14 protein-coding genes are annotated in these 20913 nt (G+C 68.5%); 11 read left to right on the top strand and 3 right to left on the bottom strand.

Annotated elements, in window-relative coordinates:
- The first annotated feature begins 68 nt into the window (after positions 1 to 68).
- From AC3WOH_RS28140 to AC3WOH_RS28115, 6 genes are all read left to right on the top strand, one after another.
- Positions 69 to 3221: a bifunctional diguanylate cyclase/phosphodiesterase gene (locus AC3WOH_RS28140; RefSeq protein ID WP_492232608.1), complete on the top strand. Its 3153-nt coding sequence runs from the start codon at positions 69 to 71 to the stop codon at positions 3219 to 3221.
- Positions 3222 to 3501: 280 nt separating this feature from the next.
- Positions 3502 to 7026: a chromosome segregation protein SMC gene (gene smc, locus AC3WOH_RS28135; RefSeq protein WP_492232607.1), complete on the top strand. Its 3525-nt coding sequence runs from the start codon at positions 3502 to 3504 to the stop codon at positions 7024 to 7026.
- Positions 7027 to 7086: 60 nt separating this feature from the next.
- Complete coding sequence (locus AC3WOH_RS28130) at positions 7087 to 8199, top strand: cell division protein FtsZ (protein ID WP_492232606.1); 1113 nt, start codon at positions 7087 to 7089, stop codon at positions 8197 to 8199.
- A gap of 5 nt (positions 8200 to 8204) precedes the next feature.
- Positions 8205 to 8765, top strand: a complete 561-nt coding sequence (locus AC3WOH_RS28125; RefSeq protein WP_492232605.1) for a hypothetical protein — start codon at positions 8205 to 8207, stop codon at positions 8763 to 8765.
- 25 nt (positions 8766 to 8790) lie between these two features.
- A complete protein-coding gene (gene ligA / locus AC3WOH_RS28120) occupies positions 8791 to 10866 on the top strand; it encodes an NAD-dependent DNA ligase LigA (RefSeq protein ID WP_492232625.1) in 2076 nt (691 codons plus the stop codon).
- Between the two features lie 99 nt (positions 10867 to 10965).
- Positions 10966 to 13356, top strand: coding sequence for a transglycosylase domain-containing protein (locus AC3WOH_RS28115; RefSeq protein ID WP_492232604.1), 2391 nt, complete (start codon positions 10966 to 10968; stop codon positions 13354 to 13356).
- An 18-nt stretch (positions 13357 to 13374) separates the two neighbouring features.
- On the opposite strand, the gene AC3WOH_RS28110 is transcribed toward AC3WOH_RS28115, so the two are convergent.
- The 3 genes from AC3WOH_RS28110 to AC3WOH_RS28100 form a co-directional block, all read right to left on the bottom strand.
- Entirely contained in the window at positions 13375 to 13566 is a 192-nt protein-coding gene (locus AC3WOH_RS28110) for a DUF1737 domain-containing protein (protein WP_492232603.1), read from the bottom strand.
- A gap of 25 nt (positions 13567 to 13591) precedes the next feature.
- Positions 13592 to 14143 carry an NUDIX hydrolase gene (locus AC3WOH_RS28105; RefSeq protein ID WP_492232602.1) on the bottom strand — a complete coding sequence of 184 codons (552 nt, stop codon included), beginning with the start codon at positions 14141 to 14143 and terminating at the stop codon, positions 13592 to 13594.
- An 88-nt stretch (positions 14144 to 14231) separates the two neighbouring features.
- On the bottom strand, positions 14232 to 15014 hold the full coding sequence (locus tag AC3WOH_RS28100; protein WP_492232601.1) for a GntR family transcriptional regulator: 783 nt from the start codon (positions 15012 to 15014) through the stop codon (positions 14232 to 14234).
- A 251-nt stretch (positions 15015 to 15265) separates the two neighbouring features.
- Between AC3WOH_RS28100 and AC3WOH_RS28095 the strand changes: the two genes are divergently transcribed.
- From AC3WOH_RS28095 to AC3WOH_RS28075, 5 genes are read left to right on the top strand one after another with little or no spacing between them, the layout of a single operon-like run.
- Positions 15266 to 16405 (top strand): porin, encoded by a 1140-nt coding sequence (locus tag AC3WOH_RS28095; protein ID WP_492232600.1) that lies wholly within the window; start codon positions 15266 to 15268, stop codon positions 16403 to 16405.
- Positions 16406 to 16440: 35 nt separating this feature from the next.
- The gene (locus AC3WOH_RS28090) at positions 16441 to 17841 is read left to right on the top strand and encodes an acyclic terpene utilization AtuA family protein (RefSeq protein ID WP_492232599.1); all 1401 of its coding nucleotides are present in this window, start codon (positions 16441 to 16443) and stop codon (positions 17839 to 17841) included.
- A gap of 23 nt (positions 17842 to 17864) precedes the next feature.
- On the top strand, positions 17865 to 18173 hold the full coding sequence (locus tag AC3WOH_RS28085) for a DUF4387 domain-containing protein (RefSeq protein WP_492232598.1): 309 nt from the start codon (positions 17865 to 17867) through the stop codon (positions 18171 to 18173).
- A 41-nt stretch (positions 18174 to 18214) separates the two neighbouring features.
- Positions 18215 to 19201 carry a Bug family tripartite tricarboxylate transporter substrate binding protein gene (locus AC3WOH_RS28080; RefSeq protein ID WP_492232597.1) on the top strand — a complete coding sequence of 329 codons (987 nt, stop codon included), beginning with the start codon at positions 18215 to 18217 and terminating at the stop codon, positions 19199 to 19201.
- Positions 19202 to 19247: 46 nt separating this feature from the next.
- Positions 19248 to 20903, top strand: coding sequence for a hydantoinase B/oxoprolinase family protein (locus AC3WOH_RS28075; protein WP_492232596.1), 1656 nt, complete (start codon positions 19248 to 19250; stop codon positions 20901 to 20903).
- Positions 20904 to 20913 lie beyond the last annotated feature (10 nt).

Here is a 20913-nt window from a genome sequence, read left to right as displayed (position 1 = left end):
CTGTTGCGGCAGTGCCCTGGCACGCCGTGTGCAACCCTGTCTGGCTTTTGCTGACTCCCTGTTCCTGAATGGCTTCGCTACCCCTCAACGGCTTCTATCGGCATTGGTTGCCCGGCCTGGGTGTGGCCGCGGCCGGCCTGCTGCTGAGCTTTGGCCTGGCACGGCAACAGGCCGACGCGATCGATGCGGTGGCCAAGGCGCGCCTGACGCAGGAGACACGGCTGTTCACCGACGCGCTGGTCCAGCGCATTGCCACGCACACGGAAATCGTGCATGGCCTGCGTGGGCTGTTTTCGGCCAACCCGGGGCTCACGCGGGCCGAGTTCGAGCGGGTGGCCAGCGAGCTCGACATCTCCGAGCGCTACCCCGGCGTGCGCAACCTGTCCTTCACGCGCCGGGTGACCCTGGAGGAGAAGGCCGACTACGAAGCCCGCGTGCGGGCCGATACCTCGATCAATCCCGCCGGTTACCCCGACTTCGTGATCCGCCCGCCTGGCGAGCGCTCCGAGTACTTCGTGGCCGAGTACCTGTGGCCCATGAAGGGCAACGAGGCCGTGCTGGGCCTCGACATCAGCGCCCAGCCCACCAACCTCGCAGCCATGCAGTACAGCCGCGACAGCGGGCACACGGTGGCATCGGCCCCGTTCGATCTGGTGCAGGAGCAGACGCACCGCGCGGCCTTCGTGATCCGGGTGCCGGTGTTTGACCGGTCGGGGGTGACGGACCTCAAACCCCAGGTGTTCGTTGGGGCCGTGGCCGCCACCATCCGCGTCTACGACCTGGTGCGCTTCATGCGGGGCGAGGGCCTGCTCAATGGCATCGCGGTCTCCATCACCGACCAGGGGTCCACCCGCGCCGGCGCCACCGACACCACGGTGCGCGTGCTGCTGCCGCCCACTGCCGAGGCCGTGCCGGACGCCGTGCCGTTCGAGCGGGACATCCTGGTGCACGACCGGCGCTGGCGCCTGAGCTTCAGGCCCACGCAGTCCCTGCTGTCGCTGTCCGAGCGCAGCCTGCCCTGGGCGGCGGGGGGCTCGGGGGCCCTGGTGTCGCTGTTGCTGGCGGCCCTGGTCACGCTGCTGGCGCGCCAGCGCACGCAGGCCCTGGCGCGCGCCCAGGTGTCCGACGAGGCCCGGCGCGAAAGCGAAGACCGCTTTCGCGCACTGTTCAACCAGGCCGCCGTAGGGGTCGCACAGATCGACACCCGCAGCGGGCGCTTCGTGCGCATCAACCAGAAGTACTGCGACATCCTGGGCTACTCCATGCAGGAGCTGCGCGAGCTCGACTTCCAGGGTGTGAGCCAGCCCGAGGATCTGGCCATCGACCTGGCCCAGATGGAGCGCCTCAAGTCCGGCGAGATCAGCGAATACCGCATGGAAAAGCGCTACTTCCACAAGAACGGCTCCGAGGTCTGGGTGGACCTGACGGTCTCGCCCATGTGGATGCCGGGCACCTCGCCCGATTTCCACATGGCCGTGGTGCAGGACATCAGCGAGCGCAAGCGCATGGAGAACACCTTGCGTGGCAACGAGGCCCATCTGCGCGGCATCCTGCAGCGCCTGCCCATGGGCCTGTGCCTGGTGCAGAAGGACGGCACCATCTCGTTCCGCAATGAGCGCTTTCTGCAGATCTGCGGCTACACGGCCCGGGAGGTGCCCACCGTGGACGTGTGGTGGGAGAGGAGCTACCCCGATCCCGAGGAGCGCGAGGTGATGCGCCGAGCCTGGAACGAGGAGCGCCAGCGCGCCGACGACAGCAACGGCATCATCGCCGCGGCCGAGTACCACTTCCTGTGCCGCGACGGCGTGGTGCGCCCGGTGGAGGTCTCGGGCGTGCGCATCGGCGACGACCACCTGGTCACGCTGCAGGACCTGAGCCAGCGCAAGGCAGCCGAGGACGAGATCAAGAACCTGGCCTACTACGACCCGCTGACCCAACTGCCCAACCGCCGCCTGCTGATCGACCGGCTGCAGCAGGCGCTGGCCACCAGCGCACGCCACCAGAGCCATGGTGCGTTGCTGCTGCTCGACCTCGACAACTTCAAGACCTTGAACGAGACACAGGGCCACGACAAGGGCGACACCCTGCTGATGCAGGTGGCCAACCGCCTGCGCGCCTGCGTGCACGAGGACGACACCGTGGCGCGCCAGGGCGGCGACGAGTTCGTGGTGCTGCTCGAAGACCTGGGCGCCACGCCCGAGGAGGCCGCAGCGCGCTGCGAGGAAGCCGGCCAGCGCATCCTGGCCGTGCTGCGCGAGCCTTATGCGCTCGGTCCCGAGGCGCACCACAGCTCGCTGAGCATGGGCGTCACGCTGTTCAGCGGCGTGCGCGAGACGGTGGACGAACTTCTGCGCCGCGCCGATCTGGCCATGTACCAGGCCAAGTCGGCGGGCCGCGACACGCTGCGCTTCTACGACCCCCAGATGCAGGCGGCCGTGAGCGCGCGCGCGGCCATGGAGCTGGACATGCGCGTGGGCCTGGCCCAGGGCCAGTTCGAGCTGTACTACCAGGCGCAGATCGACCAGGGCCGCATCATCGGCGCCGAGGCGCTGCTGCGCTGGCGCCACCCGCGCGATGGCTTTGTCTCGCCGGCGCAGTTCATCCCGCTGGCCGAGGAGAACGGCCTGATCCTGCCGCTGGGCGAATGGGTGCTGCAGGTCGCCTGCCAGCGCCTGGCCCGCTGGGCCCAGCAACCTGCGCTGGCCGGCCTGGGCCTGGCGGTGAATGTGAGCCCGCGGCAATTCCACCAGAGCGGCTTCGTGGCCCAGGTGCTGGCCGCGCTGGCGGGCTCGGGTGCCGATGGCAGCCGCCTCAAGCTGGAGATGACCGAGGGCCTGCTGCTCTCGGACGTGGAGGACACCATCGCCAAGATGGGCCAGCTCAAGGCCTATGGCGTGGGTTTCTCGCTCGACGACTTCGGTACCGGGTACTCTTCACTGTCTTACCTCAAGCGCCTGCCGCTGGACCAGCTCAAGATCGACCAGAGCTTCGTGCGCGACGTGCTCACCGACCCCAACGATGCCGCCATCGCCCGCACTGTGGTGGCCCTGGGCACGAGCCTGGGCCTGCGCGTGATCGCCGAGGGCGTGGAAACCGAGGCCCAGCGCGAGTTCCTGGCGCGCAACAACTGCCATGCCTGGCAGGGCTACCTGCTGAGCCCACCCCTGCAGGTGCATGAGTTCGAAGAACTGGTGCGCCGGCACAATGCCCTGGTCCACTGAATCGGGCCTGCCCCAGGCGTGAGCCAGTGCGCGCCTGGCCCGCTCGCCGCGCCAAAATGCATGCAAAATTGATAGCTGCCGGGCCTTGAAAGGCCGGCGGCAGGGGCGGTATTTGTTAAATATTACCGATGGATGTGCGGGTATTGTCTGGCAGGGCATGCCGTGACACGGTAGCCGGCAGGCGGCGCGGTATCATCCCGCTTTACATTTGCCGGTATTTTTCCGTCTGGCGCCCGTGCGCCCCCTTGCGCCACACCCATTTTTGCCTGCCCCCTGACACGTGCGTCTCACCTCCATCAAGCTTTCCGGCTTCAAGTCCTTCGCTGAGCCCACCAACTTCATGCTGCCGGGGCAGCTCGTGGGCGTGGTGGGTCCCAACGGCTGCGGCAAGTCCAACATCATGGATGCGGTGCGCTGGGTGCTGGGCGAGAGCAAGGCCAGCGAGCTGCGTGGCGAGTCCATGCAGGACGTGATCTTCAGCGGTACCACCACGCGCAAGCAGGCCAGCCGCGCCAGCGTGGAGCTGGTGTTCGACAACTCCGACCACCGGGCCGGAGGCCAGTGGGGCCAGTACGGTGAGGTGGCGGTGCGCCGCGTGCTCACGCGCGACGGCACCAGCAGCTATTTCCTGAACAACCAGCCCGTGCGCCGCCGCGACGTGCAGGACGTGTTCCTGGGCACGGGCCTGGGGCCGCGCGCCTACGCCATCATCGGCCAGGGCACCATCAGCCGCATCATCGAGTCGCGGCCTGAAGAACTGCGCCTGTTCCTCGAAGAGGCGGCCGGCGTCTCCAAATACAAGGAGCGCCGCCGCGAGACGGAAAACCGCCTGTCGGACACGCGCGAGAACCTCACGCGGGTGGAAGACATCCTGCGCGAGTTGAACGCCAACCTCGAAAAGCTCGAAAAGCAGGCCGAGGTAGCCGCCAAATACAACGCGCTGCATTCCGACGCCACGCTCAAGCAGCACCAGCTGTGGTTCCTGAAGCGCGCCGACGCCGAAGCCGACCAGGCCAAGGTGCGCCTGGATGGCCTCCAGGCTGTGAACGACCTCGAATCGCGCATGGCCGACCTGCGCGCGGTCGAAGCCGACCTCGAAACCATCCGCCAGGCCCACTATGCGGCCGGCGACCAGGTCAACCAGGCCCAGGGCAAGCTCTACGAGGCCACGGCCGAAGTCGGCCGCCTGGAGGCCGAGATCCGCTACGTGGTGGAAGGCCGGCTGCGCGTGGAGCAGCGCCTGGTGACCCTGGCCGAGCAGATCGCCCAGTGGTCCGCCCGCAAGGACGAGGCCGACATCGAGCTCGAAAACCTGGCCGGAGCCGGCGTGGACGCCGAAGAGCGTGCCGAGCTGCTGGCCGCCCAGGTGGAAGAGCAGGCCATGCAGCTGCCCGACCTCGAAGAGGCCCTGCGCCAGGCGCAGAGCCGCACGACCGAGCAGCGCGCCAGCGTGGTCCAGGTGCAGCAGCAGATCGGCGTGCTGGCGGCCGAGCAGCGCAGCATCGACGAGCAAAGCCGCCAGTTCGACGCGCGCTACGAACGCCTGCGCACCGACCGCAACGCCCTGGCGGCCCCCGACGAGGCGCGCCTGGCCAATCTGCAGGAACAGCTGGACGAGGCCAAGGAACTGGCCGAAACCACCGAGGCGCGCCTGGCCGAGCTGCAGGAGGCCGTGCCGCAACTGGACGACGAGCGCCGCGCGCGCCAGCAGGCCGTGAACAGCGAAAGCGCGCGCCAGGCCGACCTCTCGGCCCGCATGGAAGCCCTGAAGGCCCTGCAGGAAAAGGTCAAAACCGACGGCAAGCTGCGCCCCTGGCTGGCCAAGCACGGCCTCGATGGCTTGCAAGGCCTGTGGAGCCGCATCCATATCGAAACCGGCTGGGAGAACGCGCTCGAAGCTGCGCTGCGCGAGCGCCTGGCCGCGTTGGAAGTGGGGCGCCTGGACATGGTGCGCGGCTTCCTGGGATCGGGCGGCACCGATGCACCGCCGGCCCGCCTGGCCTTCTACAGCATGCCCGCGGCGGGTGCTCCCGAAGTGGCCTCGCCGCATGCACGCCTGTCGGACCTGCTGCGCATCCACGATGCTGGCCTGCGCGCCGTGCTGGTCGACTGGCTGCAGGGCTGCTATACCGCCCCCACGCTCGATGAAGCTCTGAACCGCCGCAGCACGCTGCAGCCGGGCGAGGTGGTGTTCGTGCCCTCGGGCCATGCCGTCAGCGCCCACAGCGTGAGCTTCTACGCCCAGGACTCCGAGCAATCGGGCATGCTGGCCCGCGCGCAGGAGATCGAGCACCTGGAAAAGGAGCTGCGCGCCCAGGCCCTGATCGCCGAGGAATCGCGCACCGCACTGGTCCGCGCCGAGGCGGCCTATGCCGACGCTTCGCAGCGCCTGGTGGGCGCGCGCCGCGAGGCCACCGAAGCCCAAAGCCGTGCCCATGAGCTGCAGGTCGAGACCTTGCGCCTCTCGCAGTTGGCAGAGCAGACCCGTGCGCGCAGCGCGCAGATCGGCGCCGACATCGCCGAGATCGAGGCCCAGCTGTCCGACCTGCAGGAGCGCCGCGTGGCGGCCGAAGCCCGCTTCGAAGAACTGGACATGCAACTGGCCGACAGCCAGGAGCGCGAAGCCCAGCTGGGCGACCGCGTGATCGAGGCCGAGCGCAAGCTGGCCGCCTGCCGCGAGCAGCAACGCACGCTGGAGCGCCAGGCCCAGGAGGCCACCTTCTCGCAGCGCAGCCTGGAGGCGCGCCGCGGTGAACTCAACCGCTCGATTGAAACCGCCAACCAGCAGGCCACCTCGCTCACCGACGAGCAGCAGCGTGCGCGCGACGAACTGGCCCGCCTGTCTGATGCGGCCGCCCAGGGCGGCCTGCAGGCGGCGCTGGAAGTGAAGATGGAGCGCGAGAAGGCCCTCGGCGCCCAGCGCAGCGAGTACGACGACCTGACCGCCAAGCTGCGCGCCAGCGACGAGCGGCGCATGCAGCTCGAACGTGCGCTCGATCCGCTGCGCGCGCGCATCACCGAATTCCAGCTCAAGGAACAGGCCGCGCGCCTGGGCCTGGAGCAGTACAGCACCTTGCTGGCCGACGCCCAGGCCGACCTGGAGGCCGTGGCGCAGTCGATAGCCGAGGGCAATGTGCGCGTGTCCGGCCTGCAGGGTGAAATCGACCGCCTGCACCGCGAGATCGCCGCGCTGGGTGCCGTGAACCTGGCAGCTCTCGACGAGCTCAAGCTGGCCAGCGAGCGCAAGGTCTTCCTCGATGCGCAGACGGCCGACCTGACCGAGGCCATGAACACGCTGGAAGACGCGATCCGCAAGATCGACGGCGAGACGCGCCAGCTGCTCTCAGGTACCTTCGATACCGTGAACGGCCATTTCGGGCGCATGTTCCCCGAGCTGTTCGGCGGCGGCCAAGCCAAGCTCATCATCACCGGCGACGAAATCCTCGACTCCGGCGTGCAGGTCATGGCCCAGCCCCCGGGCAAGAAGAACCAGACCATCCACCTGCTGTCGGGTGGCGAGAAGGCGCTGACCGCCATCGCCCTGGTGTTCGCCATCTTCCAGCTCAACCCCGCGCCGTTCTGTCTGCTGGACGAGGTGGACGCGCCGCTGGACGACGCCAACACCGAGCGCTATGCCAAGCTGGTCTCCAGCATGAGCAAGGGCACGCAGTTCCTGTTCATCAGCCACAACAAGATCGCGATGGAGATGGCCGAGCAACTGATCGGTGTGACCATGCAGGAGCAGGGCGTTTCGCGCATCGTGGCGGTCGATATGGAGTCGGCTCTTTCCATGGCCGATGCATGACATGATGGCGCCGACATACTTTCATTGCCCAGGCCGCAGGAATAGGCTGGACCGAAATCTATGAGCACATTGCAAGTGAGTCTGGCCATCGTCGGCGGCCTGGTGTTGGCCCTCATCGTGGCCTACAACGCCTGGACATCGCGCCGCAATGCGCCTCGGCGCGCCTCGCCCGAGGAGCCCGAGCACGTGACCGACCCGGCGCTGCGCCAGGAACCCGGCTTCGACACGGGCGCCGTGCAGCTCACGGCGGCAGAGCTCGACAGCCTGGACCGAGGGACCGACCCCTCGGTGCACACAGTCGACGTGCTCGATGCGCTGCAGATGCCGGTGCCGCCGATGTCGCTGGAGCGCCGCCCGGGCCTGGACCCGTTGATCGACGTGATCGCCCCCCTGCAGCCCGAGCTCATCGTCTCGGGCGATGCCGCGCTGGCTGCCATGCCGCCCACCCGCCGCGCGGGCAGCAAGCCTTTTGCCATCGAGGGCTACAACGAAGCCACGCAGCAGTGGGAGACACCGTCACCCGGCCAGCGCTACCAGAGCTTCCAGGCGGGCGTGCAACTGGCCAACCGCATGGGGGCGCTCAACGAGATCGAGTTTTCGGAATTCGTGATGAAGGCCCAGGACTTCGCCGATGCGGTGAATGCCGCCCCGGATTTCCCCGACATGCTGCAGGAGGTAGCGCGCGCCCGTGAGCTCGACCAGTTCGCGAGCGACCACGATGCACAACTGGCCTTCATGCTGCGTGCGCGCCAGGCCGCCTGGAGCCCGGGCTACATCCACCAGAATGCGGCCCGCCTGGGCTTTGTGTCCGGTGCCATGCCGGGCCGCCTGGTGCTGCCCACGGGCAACCCGGGCCTGCCGCCGCTGCTTACCCTGGGCTACGACACGCAGGCTGCGCTGGCCGATGACCCGGACCAGTCCGCCATCCGCGACGTGACGCTGAGCCTTGACGTGCCCCAGGTGCACCGCGGCGAGCAGCCTTTCACGCGACTGCGCGAAGTGGCAGGCGCCCTGTGCCAGGCCATGGACGGCGTGCTCTGCGACCAGAACGGCCATCCGCTGCCTGCCATGGCCATGGATCCCATCGCCGCTGACCTGGAACTGCTCTACGACCAGCTCGACGGGCGTGAGCTGTCGGCCGGCTCGGTGCTGGCAAGGCGTTTGTTCAGTTGATGGCCATGGCTGCGGTACAGCAGGAGAACCACGTGCCCTGGTGGCATGTGCTGTTTCCGCAGGTGGTGGAAACACCGCAGGGGCTGTTCCGCCCCTTCAACCGTTTCATCGACTACGGCCTGCCCGCGATCGGGGCAGTGGTCATCCTGGGCATGTTCCTCAGAGCCTCTTTGGCGGGCCTCACCAACTATTTCATTCTGGGTTACCTGGCCTTCGTCATTGCGCCTGTGGCCTTGGCTTGGCGTGCGCAGCACAAGTTCGGCGCGATGGGGCGGCCGCTGGTGCGCATCGATGGGATGGGTCTCTACATGGGCATGGCCCTGAACGTGCGCCCGGACCATATCCAATTGCCGCTGGCCAATATCCGCACGCTCGTGGTCAAGGGCACGCCGGGCCAACTGAGCTATGTGTTCGAGCGCCATGCGGGCGATCCCATCGAGGTGCGTCCGGGCTTCGGTCGCACCGACCCGCGCGTCGTGGCCTTCCTGCAGCGCGCTCTGCCTCCCAACATTCCTGTGGAGGTGCGCGAGCCTCCCACCTTCCTGGGTGCCATCCGTGGTGACTGATTCCAATGCTTCCGCAGCCAGCGCGCTGCCCCCGCAAGCGACCGATGCCGCTGATGCGGTCGACGCACTGCGCGCGCAATTGAACCTCTGGGCCCACCAGTACTATGTGCTGGACGAGCCCACGGTGCCCGACGCCGAGTACGACCGCGTATTCCGCGAGCTGCAGGCGCTGGAGGAGGCCCACCCCGACCTCATGAGCCCTGACTCGCCCACGCAGCGCGTGATCGGCGCGGTGATGGACGGCCTGGCCCCGGTGCGCCATGCCGTGCCCATGCTCAGCATCCATACCGAGACCGACACCGAGGCCACGGGCGCCCAGGCTTTTGACGCGCGCGTGCGCCGCGAGTTGGGTCTGGCCGAGTCCGACCCGGTGATCGAGTACGTGGCCGAGCCCAAGTTCGACGGCCTGGCCATGAGCTTGCGCTATGAGGGCGGCCGCCTGGTGCAGGCTGCCACGCGCGGCGACGGCGAGGTGGGCGAGGACGTGACGCACAACATCCGCCGCATCCGCCAGATCCCGTTGACCCTGCCGGCCGACGTGCCTGCGCTGCTCGAAGTGCGCGGCGAGGTCTACATGCGCCGTGCCGATTTCGACGCGCTCAACGAGCGCCAGCGCGAGCAGGGCGGCAAGACCTTCGTGAACCCGCGCAACGCAGCCGCCGGCGCGGTGCGCCAGCTCGATTCGGACATCTCGGCCCAGCGCCCGCTGAGCTTCTTTGCCTACGGCTTGGGCGCCATCACATCGGCCGGGGAGGGCGGGCCGGTGTTTGCCACCCACTACGACATGCTGCAGCGGCTCAAGGCCTGGGGCTTTCCGGTGGCGGCGCAGGTCACGGTGGCCCAGGGCGCGGCCGAGCTGGTGGCCTTCCACCAGCAGGTGGGTGCCTCGCGCGACCAGTTGCCTTACGACATCGACGGCGTGGTCTACAAGGTCAACCGCCTGGACCTGCAGCGCGACTTGGGCTTCAAGACGCGCGAGCCGCGCTGGGCCGTGGCCCACAAGTACCCCGCGCAGGAGATGGCCACGCGCGTGGAGGGCATCGATATCCAGGTCGGTCGTACCGGCAAGCTCACGCCCGTGGCGCGCCTGGCGCCGGTCTTCGTCGGCGGCGTCACGGTGACCAATGCCACGCTGCACAACCTGTTCGAGATCCGCAAGAAACAGGTGCGCGTGGGCGACACCGTGATCGTGCGCCGTGCGGGCGACGTGATCCCCGAGGTGGTGGGCGTCATGCCCGGCCAGCGCCCGGCCTATGTGCCCAACTTCCGCATGCCCAGGCAGTGCCCTGTGTGCGGCAGCGACGTTGTGCGCGAGCCCGGCGAGGCCAACCACCGCTGCACCGGCGGCCTGTTCTGCGCCGCCCAGCGCAAGGAGGCCATCCTGCACTTCGCCGCGCGCCGCGCCATGGACATCGAGGGCCTGGGTGACAAGCTGGTGGACCAGTTGGTCGAGTCCAACGTGATCCGCACCTTGCCCGACCTGTACCGCCTGGGGCTCAGCTCCCTGGTGGCGCTGGAGCGCATGGCCGAAAAATCGGCGCAGAACGTGCTGGCCGCGCTGGAAAAATCCAAGGAGACCACGCTGGCGCGTTTTCTCTTCGGCCTGGGCATCCGCCATGTGGGCGAATCCACGGCCCGCGACCTGGCCAAGCACTTCGGTACCCTGGATGCGCTGATGGGCGCGACGCTGGAGACCGCCGCCACCGTGGAGCAACTGCTGGAAGTGCCCGACGTGGGCCCCATCGTTGCGCAGAGCGTACACACCTTCTTCCAGCAGCCGCACAACCGCGAGGTGGTGGAGCAACTGCGTGCCTGCGGCGTGACCTGGCCCGAAGGGGCGCGCACCGAAAAGGCGCCCCAGGTGCTGGCCGGCAAGACCTTTGTGCTCACCGGCACGCTGCCCACCCTGGGCCGCGATGCCGCCAAGGACATGCTCGAAGCCGCGGGCGCCAAGGTTTCAGGCTCGGTGAGCAAGAAGACCAGCTACGTGGTAGCCGGCGAAGAGGCCGGCAGCAAGCTCGCCAAGGCCGAGGAACTGGGTGTGCCCGTGATCGACGAGGCTGGCATGTTGGCGCTGCTGGCCGGCGCCGCGCCAGCCTGAGAACTTGCGCCAGTTTCCTGAGTCTGAGCTTGTTTCCCATCGGGCCGCCAACGTGTTTCTCCTGTCCCTGATTTTCCCGGCCCCCGAGGGGCTTGCCTGATGCCCCCCATGTTTTCTTCCCTGGCCGCCCGACTGGCCGCAGGCTTTGGTCGCGCGCTGGCCTATGCGCAGGCCTCCCGGCGCCGCACCTGGCTGCTGGCCATTCTGGCCCTGCCCATGGCGCTGGTGCTCTACACCCTGGCGCTGATCCCGTTCACTCCGTCCATCAGCGACATCACCAAGGCCAAGACCGAGCGGCCTGCGCAGTTGATCTCGGCCGATGGCAAGGTGTTGTCCGAATACCGCTGGGCCAACCGTGAGTGGGTGGCTCTGAACCGCGTGGCACCGCATGTGGTCAACGCGCTCATTGCCACGGAAGACCACCGCTTCTACGAGCACTGGGGCATGGACTGGCGGCGCACGGCGTCCTCCGTGGTGCACACGCTGCGTGGCGACCCGCAGGGCGGCTCCACCATCACGCAGCAGCTCGCGCGCAACCTGTTTCCCGAGGAGATCGGGCGCTCGCGCACCATCACGCGCAAGCTCAAGGAGGCGATCACCGCGATCAAGATCGAGATGTACTACTCCAAGGACGAGATCCTGGAGACCTACCTCAACACCGTGCCCTTCCTTTACAACGCCTTCGGCATCGAGATGGCGGCGCGCACCTATTTCGACAAGTCGGCCGACAAGCTCAACCTGCTCGAGAGCGCCACGCTGATCGGTATGCTCAAGGGCACGGCCTACTACAACCCGGTGATGAACCCCGAGCGTGCCCAGGCCCGGCGCAACACCGTGCTGGCGCAGATGGTCAAGCGCGACAAGCTCGACAAGGCCCAGTTCGACACCCTGCAAAAGCGCCCCCTGCGCCTGGACTTCGAGCGCCAGACCGAGGCCACGGGCCTGGCCCCGCACTTTGCCCAGCAACTGCGCAAGACGCTGATCGCCTGGGCCGACGCCAATGGCTACAGCCTGCATGCCGATGGCCTGATGGTGCACACCACCATCGACTCGCGCCTGCAGGCCATGGCCAACCAGGCCGTGGCCAAACAAGGCAGGCAGCTGCAGGGCATTGCCGATACGGCCTGGGCCCAGCGCAGCGCCTGGAACCCGCAGTCGGACCTGGTGCAGGACTTCGTGCGCGATACCTCCGAATACCGCACGGCGGTGGAGCAGGGCGCCACGCCGGACGAGGCGCTCAAGACCTTGCTGGCCGATACGGCCTTCATGCGCACCCTGCGCCAGAACAAGACCCGTGTGCAGGCCGGCTTCATGGCCATGGACCCGGTCACCGGCAAGGTGCTGGCCTGGGTGGGCAGCCGCGATTTCGGCCAGGACCCGTTCGACCACGTGCAGCAGGCGCGGCGCCAGCCGGGCTCCACCTTCAAGCCGTTTGTCTACGGTGCGGCCTTCGAGCAGGGCGCGCTGCCCGATGACACGCTGATGGACGAGGCCGTCGAGATTCCCCTGGGCGGCGGTCAGGTCTGGCGCCCCACCGACGGCGGCCCGCCGAGCGACGCGCCCATGAGCCTGGCCGATGGCCTGGCCCTGTCCAAGAACACCATCACCGCGCAGCTCATGCACAAGGTCGGCCCGGCGCGCGTGGCCGAACTGGCCCAGGCCATGGGGGTGCGCGAGAGCAAGCTGGAACTTGTGCCCTCGCTTGCCCTGGGCACCAGCCCGGTCACGCTGCGCGAGATGGTCACGGCCTACAGCACCATCGCCAATGCGGGCCGCTACGTGTCTCCGGTGCTCATCACGCGCATCGAAGACCGCCATGGCAAGGTGCTGCAGACCTTCACCCCGCCCGCGGCCGAGAAGGTGCTTCCCACCGGTGCCGCACAGACCCTGCGCGCAACCATGCGCGGTGTGATCGACAAGGGCACGGGCCGCGCCATCCGCTCGCGCTACGGCATCCAGGGCGATGTGGCGGGCAAGACCGGCACCACGCAGGACAACACCGACGGCTGGTTCATCCTCATGCACCCGCGCGTGGTGGCGGGTGCCTGGGTGGGCTTCAACGACGGCCGTGTGACCCTGCGCAGCGACTATTGGGGCCAGGGCGCGCACAGCGCGCTGCCCATGGTGGGTGACTTCGTGCAACAGGCCTTCCGCTCGCAGGTGCTCGACGGCAAGGACCGCTTCATCGACGAGGAAGACACCAGCGCCATGGGCAATGCCATGGCCGGCATGCGCAACTGGGTGATGGAACTCTTCGGGCGCGATGCACCGGGCCAGCCTCCCGCCGGGGGCTACCCGCCGCCGCTGCCCCAGGGTACGCTGCCGCCTGTCATCCGAGAGCCGGACCAGCCCGATGCACCACCGCAGCGCGGCCCTGCACCGCCGGCCGAGCAGATGGTGCTGCCGCCGCTGCCACCGCCCATGCCTGCGCCGGTCAGCATTCCCCCGCCCGGTAGCGCGCAGGCGCCGGGGGCTGAAACCCCGCCCTGAGGGCGGGGCGGCCCGCCCTCAAGTTGGCTTCACGCTTGGCCAGATGATGGCCTGGGCCACGATCACGCGCTCCCCGTTGAAGGTCGCGGCCGGCGAGCCGTACAGCTGGTAGCCCAGCGCCAGGGCCTCGCTTACCCGCTTGCAGAAGGCCGCATCGTCGGGGCCGGTCAGCAGTCGGTAGGTGGGCAGGTTGTCGGGTGGGGTCGTCATGGCATTGCGGTCGGTGCGCAACCGGCTATTCGATGTCTATGCAGTGCAGGCCGAAGGCGCCTTTTTTCCTGTCGGCAAAAAAGGCCTCCAGCGTTTCCTTCACCGTGCGGAAGGCGATCTCGTCCCAGGGAATATCGGCCTCGGTGAACAGCCGTGCCTCGATGGTCTCATGGCCGGGGTTGAACACCTCGCTGAGCAGTGTGGCGCGGTAGAACAGGTGCACCTGGCCCACACGGCGCACATTGAGCAGGCTGAACAGCGGGCCGATCTCGATCTGCGCACCGGCCTCTTCGTCGGTCTCGCGCGCCGCGCCCTGCGCGGTGGTCTCTTCCAGCTCCATGAAGCCTGCGGGCAGCGTCCACTTGCCCCAGCGCGGTTCGATGTTGCGCTTGCACAGCAGCACACGGCCGTCGGGCAGTGCGGGCACCGTGCCCACCACGTTGAGTGGGTTCTCGTAATGCACCGTGTTGCAGGCCGGGCACACGGCGCGCTGCTTGGTGTCGCCGTCGTCGGGCAGGCGGTACACCACGGCGGTGCCGCAGGCGCGGCAGTGTCGGATCGGGCTGCGGAAGGTCATGGGTGGAAATCGTGGTGCAGGGGGCCCGGGCGTGCCCCCTCAGCTATGAAAAAGAGAGTGTAGCGGCACACCGGCCTGGTGCCCACGCTCAGGCATTGACGTTGTGCACCAGGCGCCCGTCGTTGGGCGTGTTGAGCAGGTCGGTGTCCAGGTCGAAGACGATCTTGCTGCGCTCGGAGGTGAGGTAGGCCGTCAGGTGCATCACCGGCACGCCGCCCTTGGCCGTGACCATGCGCACCATCTTGAGCAGCGGCGCGGCGATGTCCACCTTGAGCAGCGTGGCGACATGGGGGTCTGCCGCCACGGCCGTGATCTCCTCGGTCACATGCTCGAAGTGGATGCCTTCGGCAAGCAGGATCTCGGAGATGCCCTGGCGCCGCAGCTTCTCGGCAGTGATCTGGCGCGCATGGTGCATGGGTGCCCATACGTCCGTGACGATCAGGGGCACGCTGTTGGCACTGCGCAGCCGGCTCACGAACACGGCTTCCTGGTCGGCGGGCTGCTGCAGCTTCGCCGCCACATTGGCTGGCGGCAGGCGGCTGCAGACCTCGAGCACGGTGATCTGGGTCTGGCGCGAGCGCTGCATCAGCGTCTCGACAAAGGTCAGTGCCGGCTCAGCCGCCGTCTCGGTCTCGCTCACGCGCACGAAGGTGCCGCGGCCCATGCGTTTTTCCAGCCAGCCGGCATCGACCAGGTCGCTCACGGCGCGCCGCACGGTGATGCGCGACACCCCGAACAGGCGCCCGAGCTGGTCCTCGGGCGGAATGGCCGACCCCACGGGAAAGACCCCCCTGCGGATCTGTTCGCGCAGGGAACGGAACAGCTGGCGGTGCAGCAGCTCCCCCTGCTCGCGGTGCAAATGTGTGCTCATGGATTCTTGTGGGACATGTCTGTCGGCATTGTCCGTGAAGAAATCAGACGTATTGATATCATGACGTCATGTTGTTATGATGATGTGATTGGATGCCTGGTGGCGGCGACCTGGGTTTCTGTGCCTGGCTGGTGGCAGGCCGGACGCAGGTGGCCAAGGCCAGTGCAGCCGGTACCCAGCCGGCCGCCGCAAGGCGCAGTACAGCCCCGACTGGCAGGCCCGACCACCACAAAAGAGAACCGGAGACATCAGTGAAACCAACGCGCAAGACCGCCCGCTGCCACACCACCCGCCATTCAGTCCGCCATCGCCTGGCGATCCAGCTGCCCACGGCAGCCACGCTGCTCCTGTCCGCCGGCCTGGCCGCGGCCCAGAGCGACTCGCTGCAGCTGTACGGCAACGTCGGGGCGGGCCTGATCTACAAGAACCACCAGACGGGCGGCGGCCATTCGCTGCAGATGACCAACAGCCTGCTGTCCTCGTCCTACTTCGGGTTCCGCGGACAGGAGGACCTGGGTGGGGGGCTCAGGGCGGTCTTTCGCCTGGAGTCGGGCTTCAACACCGATTCGGGCAATCCCAACACGGCCAGCAAGTTCTTCAACCGCCAGTCCTTCGTCGGCCTGGCGCACGAGCGTCTGGTCACCGTCACGCTGGGCCGGCAGTTCCATGCCTCCACCGACCGCGTGATCCAGAGCCTGGACGCGCACAGCGTGGCGGGCCCGGTGCTCGACACCGCGCCCATCGGCCTGTTCGGCGTCAACCGCTTCGCCGGCAACGACAACCGTGTGGACGACAGCCTCAAGCTGCGCATCAGCGGCCCCGTGGGCTCCACCCTGGGTCTGAGCTACGGCAACGGCGAAGGCGCGGGCAAGAGCGTGGCCTTCGACCTGGCGCAGGTCACGCCCGACTACACCGTGGCGCTGTATGGCGTGAAATACAACGCCCCGGCGCCCGTGGCCGCCACCAACGTCTTTCCCGAGCACCAGGTCATCGGCGGCGGTGCCCAGGTGCCCGTCGGGCCGGTGCGCCTGTATCTCAACGTGTTCTCCAGCACGCTCGACTCGACCGCGGCCAATCGCCCGATGCAGAAGAACAAGGGCGCGGTCGCGGGCATCCGCTACGGCATTGCCAACTATGTGCTCAAGGCCGCCTACACCCACGACAAGGGCACGGCCATGAACAACGTGGCCGGGCGCGACGGCACCAAGGACACCTGGCTGCTCTCGGCCGAGTACTACTTTTCCAAGCGCACATCGGCCTACGTGGCGGCCTTCTCGAACCGCTTCTCGGGCGGCTACCGGCTCGACCCGCTGAACATCGCCGCGCTGTCGCGCGACCCCAATGCCGCGGCCACGCGCGGCTACTCCGTGGGCATGCGCCATGAATTCTGAAACCACCTCCACCAACCAGGAAATGAGCCACCAAGATGCATAGCAAGGAATCGTTCAAACCCGTCAAGGTCCTCGTGCCCTGCGGATCCCTCGGGGCCGGCGTGTACGCGGACGAGATCGACTACGGGATCGCGCGGGGCGCGCAGGTCATCGCCACCGATGCCGGCTCCACCGACAGCGGCGCGGCCTACCTGGCCACCGGCCAGTCCAAGAACAGCCGGCAGGCCGTGCGACGCGACCTGCGCATCCTGCTCGCTGCCCACGCGAAGACGGGGATACCGATCATCGTCGGCACCTCCGGCCAGGCCGGGGGCGACGAGAACCTGGACTGGACCCACGGCATCCTGCAGGAGCTGGTGCGTGAACTCGGCATCGCCCCCAAGGTCGCACTGATCTACTCCGAGCAGGGCCGGGACGCCGTCAAGCAGCTCAACCGGGCCGGCCGGATCGCGCCGCTGCCGCCGCTCGGCGCACTGGACGACGCCACCGTCGATGCCTGCGAGCACATCGTCGCGGCGCTCGGCGTCGAGGCCTTCATCGCCGCGCTGGAGCAGGGCGCCGACATCATCCTCGCGGGCCGGGCCACCGACCCCGCGGTGATGGCCAGCTACCCGATCTGGAAGGGCGCGCCCTGGGGCGCCTCCTGGCACGCCGGCAAGATCGCCGAGTGCGGCGTGCACTGCGCCGAGAGCACCACGCTCGGCGCCGGCGTGCTGCTGTCCATCGACGCCGAGGGCTTCACGGTGGAGCCGCTGTCCGAGCAGAACCGCTGCACGCCCTACAGCGTCTCGGCACACATGCTCTACGAGAACGCCAACCCCTTCCAGCTGACCGAGCCGGGCGGCGTGCTCGACGTGTCCGCAGCGCAGTACGTGCAGCACGGCGAACGCGCGGTGCGCGTCACGGGCGCGGTGTGGAACCCCCGCCCCTACACCATGAAGCTCGAAGGCGCGGGCGGCAACCAGTACCAGACCATGATGCTGGTCGGCATCCAGGACCCCGAGGTGCTGGCCGACGTGAGCGGTTTCCACGACCGCATCCTGAAGGCCCTGCACGACCGGGCGCGTTCCACGGCCTCGGCCGAGGAACTGGGCGACTTCCACATCTCGCTGCGCATGTACGGCTGGAACGCGGTGAGCGGCGACCACCCCATCGACGCGGCCCCGCCGCGCGAGATCGGCATGCTCTTCGTGGCCACCGCGCGCACGCAGGAGCTCGCCAGCTCCATCGCGCGGGCCTGCAACCCGTACTTCTTCCACTACCCGGCGGTGCTGGGCAAGGAGCTGCCGAGCTACGGCTTCGCCTTCAGCCCGGCCGACGTGCCGCGCGGGCCGGTCTACGAATTCAAGCTCAACCACGTGGTGCACATGGACGACCCGCTGGAGCTGGTGCGTTTCGACTGGCCCGAAGTGGCCGTGCCAGAGACCGCCGCATGAACCGACAGCAAGGAAACCACGCCATGACCCAACTGAAAGACGTGTGCCGGCACATCCGGTCCAAGCAGGCTGGCCCGTTCTGGGTGACGGTGGACCTGTTCTTCGACAGCGCCGAGAGCTTTGAGAAGTATGGCCGCCACCCGGCTCTCTCGGCCGACCTGATCCACGAGCTCTACGGCGCTGACCCGGCGCTGGTGAAGCTGATCCCGGTGGAGAACCTCCACGTGCTCAAGATCTCGTATCCGCGCGTCACGCCCCAGGGCGGCATGGTGGAGCGCGACATGCATTCAGGCCAGCAGTACGTGCGCCTGTCGAAGACCGTTCTCGACTGAGCCGCCAGGGCATCCCAATGACAAGAATGATGGAGACAAGCATGCCCACATGCACTGCCGCGCCGGACCGTCGGCGCTTCCTGGTGGCCGCTGCGGCGGCGGGGGCCGCGCCCTTCGCCATCGCGCAGCCCGCCTACCCCGACAAACCCATCCGCCTGCTGCTGCCTGTGTCCGCAGGCTCCGGCATCGACGCCACGGCGCGCAAGCTCGCGCCGCTCATGGCCGTCCGGCTCGGCCAGCCCCTGGTGGTGGAGAACATGCCCGGCGCGGGCGGCCTCATCGGCACCAGCGCCCTGGTGCGCAGCGCGCCCGATGGCTACACCGTGGGCATGGTCGCATCGACCCACTGCATCACGCCCCACCTGCACAAGACGCCGTATGACGCGCTGCAGGACGTGCAGCCCATCTCGGTCATCACCTCGGGGCCCATGGTGCTGGTGGTGCCCGCCAGCGTGCCCGCCGGCAACCTCCGGGAGTTCCTGGCAGTCATGAAGAGCCGGCCCGAGGGCCCGGTCCGGCTGGGCAATGCCGGCAACGGCACGGCCGTGCAGTTGGCTGCGGCGCAGTTCGGCATCCAGGCGAAGCTGGAGGTGCTGCACATCCCCTACAGGGGCAACAACAACTACCTGACCGACCTGGTCGGCGGCCAGCTCGATGGCGGCTTCCTGGCCCCGGTGGTCGCCATGCCGCTGGTGCGCCAGGGGCGCCTCAAGGCCATCGGCCTGAGCACCGGCCGGCGCCTGGCGGTGTTCCCGGAAGTGCCGACCCTGGCCGAATCGGGCCTGCCGGGCTTCCACGTGGATGGCTGGTTCGCCATGGTGGCGCCCGCCAGGGTGCCCCGGCCCATCGTGGACCGGCTGCAGGCCGAGCTGGTGCGCGCCCTGAAGGACCCCGAGGTCGAGAAGTTCGTCACGGCCTCGGGCGGCGCCATCGTCGCCGGCAGCGTCAAGGACGCGGAGAAGACCTTCGAGAAGGAGTACGCCGATGCCGGCGCCGTCATCCGGCAGCTGGGCATCAAGGCCGACTGAACACCCGCCCCTGCAGCGGGCCGCTTTCCCCTTTTTCGTTCATCCCATGACCGCCATCACCGACATAGACCCCATCAACCTCGAGATCTGGTGGAGCCGGCTCGTCGCCATCACCGACGAGGCCGCCGCCGCGCTGCTGCGCACCGCCTTTTCCACCATCGTGCGCGAGTCCAACGACTTCGTCACCGTGCTCATGGACCGCAACGGCGAATCCATGGCCGAGTGCAGCGGCGGCATCCCCGCGTTCGCGGGCCTGGTGCCGCGCGCGGCCCAGGCCATGCTGCGCAAGTTTCCGCGCGAGACCTGGCGCGAGGGCGACTGCCTGATCACCAACGACCCCTGGATCGCCACCGGCCACCTGCCCGACATCGCCATCGTGATGCCCATCTTCCACCGCGGCGAGCTGGTGGGCTTTAGCGGCTCGGCCGCGCATTCGCCGGACATCGGCGGCAACCCGAGCCCGCTGACCCGGCAGATCTACGAGGAGGGCGTCTTCATCCCGCCGATGCGCCTGTACCGGGCCGGCGTGCGCGACGAGTCCTTCGTCGAGCTGTTCCTGGCCAATGTGCGCCTGCCCGAACAGGTGATCGGCGACATCGAGGCCCAGGTGGTCGCCAACACCGTGGGCTGCCGGCGCGCGGTCGAGTTTCTGGAGGGAACGGGGCTGGCCTCCTTCGACACCCTGGCCGCCCAGGTGCAGCGCTATGCCGAGATGGCCATGCGCCGCGCCATCGCTGCCATCCCGGACGGCCGCTACACCTCCACCGTCGAGGCCGATGGCGTCGACGACCAGCCCACGCGCATCGCCTGCGAGATCACCGTGGCCGGCGACTCCATGGTGGTGGACTATGCGGGCACCTCGGGCCAGGTGGAGCGGGGCACGAATTGCACGCTCAACTACACCCAGGCCTACAGCATCTACCCGCTCAAATGCGCGCTCGACCCGAGTACGCGCCGCAATGCAGGCTCGTACCGCCCGATCGAGGTGCGCGCGCCCGAGGGCAGCATCGTCAATGCCCGGCGCTCCGCTGCCGTGGGCGCACGCCACCTCACGGGCCACCTGCTGTGCTGCGCGGTGTTCCAGGCGCTGGCCGAGGCCATGCCCGGCCAGGTGCTGGCCGACAGCGGCGGCAGCCCGGCCTTCCGCGCCGGCTTCAGCGGCGTGGACGCCCGGGGCAGGGCGTTCTCGCAGATCCTGTTCGCCAGCGGCGGCATGGGGGCCTCGCACGGGGCCGATGGCCTGTCCACCACCGCCTTCCCGACCAATTCCGGCGCCGGCAGCCTGGAGGCCATGGAAGCCGTCACGCCATTGCTATTCGAGAAGAAGGAGTACCGCACCGACTCGGGCGGGGCTGGGCGCCAGCGCGGCGGCCTGGGGCAGGAATGCGTGGTGCGCAACCTGGCGGCGCGCCCCATCCAGTTCGGCCTGCTGGGCGACCGGGGCCAGCACCCGGCGCTGGGCCTGCACGGTGGCCAGCCCGGGGCAACGGCGGCGGCCTTCGGCGGCGATGGCAAGCCCTTGCCGCTCAAGTTCGTCGGCGCCATTGCGCCGAGCCAGGCGGTCACGCTGCATTTTGCGGGCGGCGGTGGCTATGGTGTGCCCGGTGAGCGCAGCCCGGCCGCTGTGGCCGCCGATGTGCAGGCGGGCTATGTGTCTGCCGCGGCCGCCGCCAGCGACTACAGCAGCGCAGCCGCCGCCTGATGCCAATACC

This window comes from Acidovorax sp. FW305-C-20-28 (genome assembly GCF_058783375.1).
Note: the sequence above shows the minus strand (reverse complement) of the source record. Positions and strands in the feature narration are given on the sequence as shown.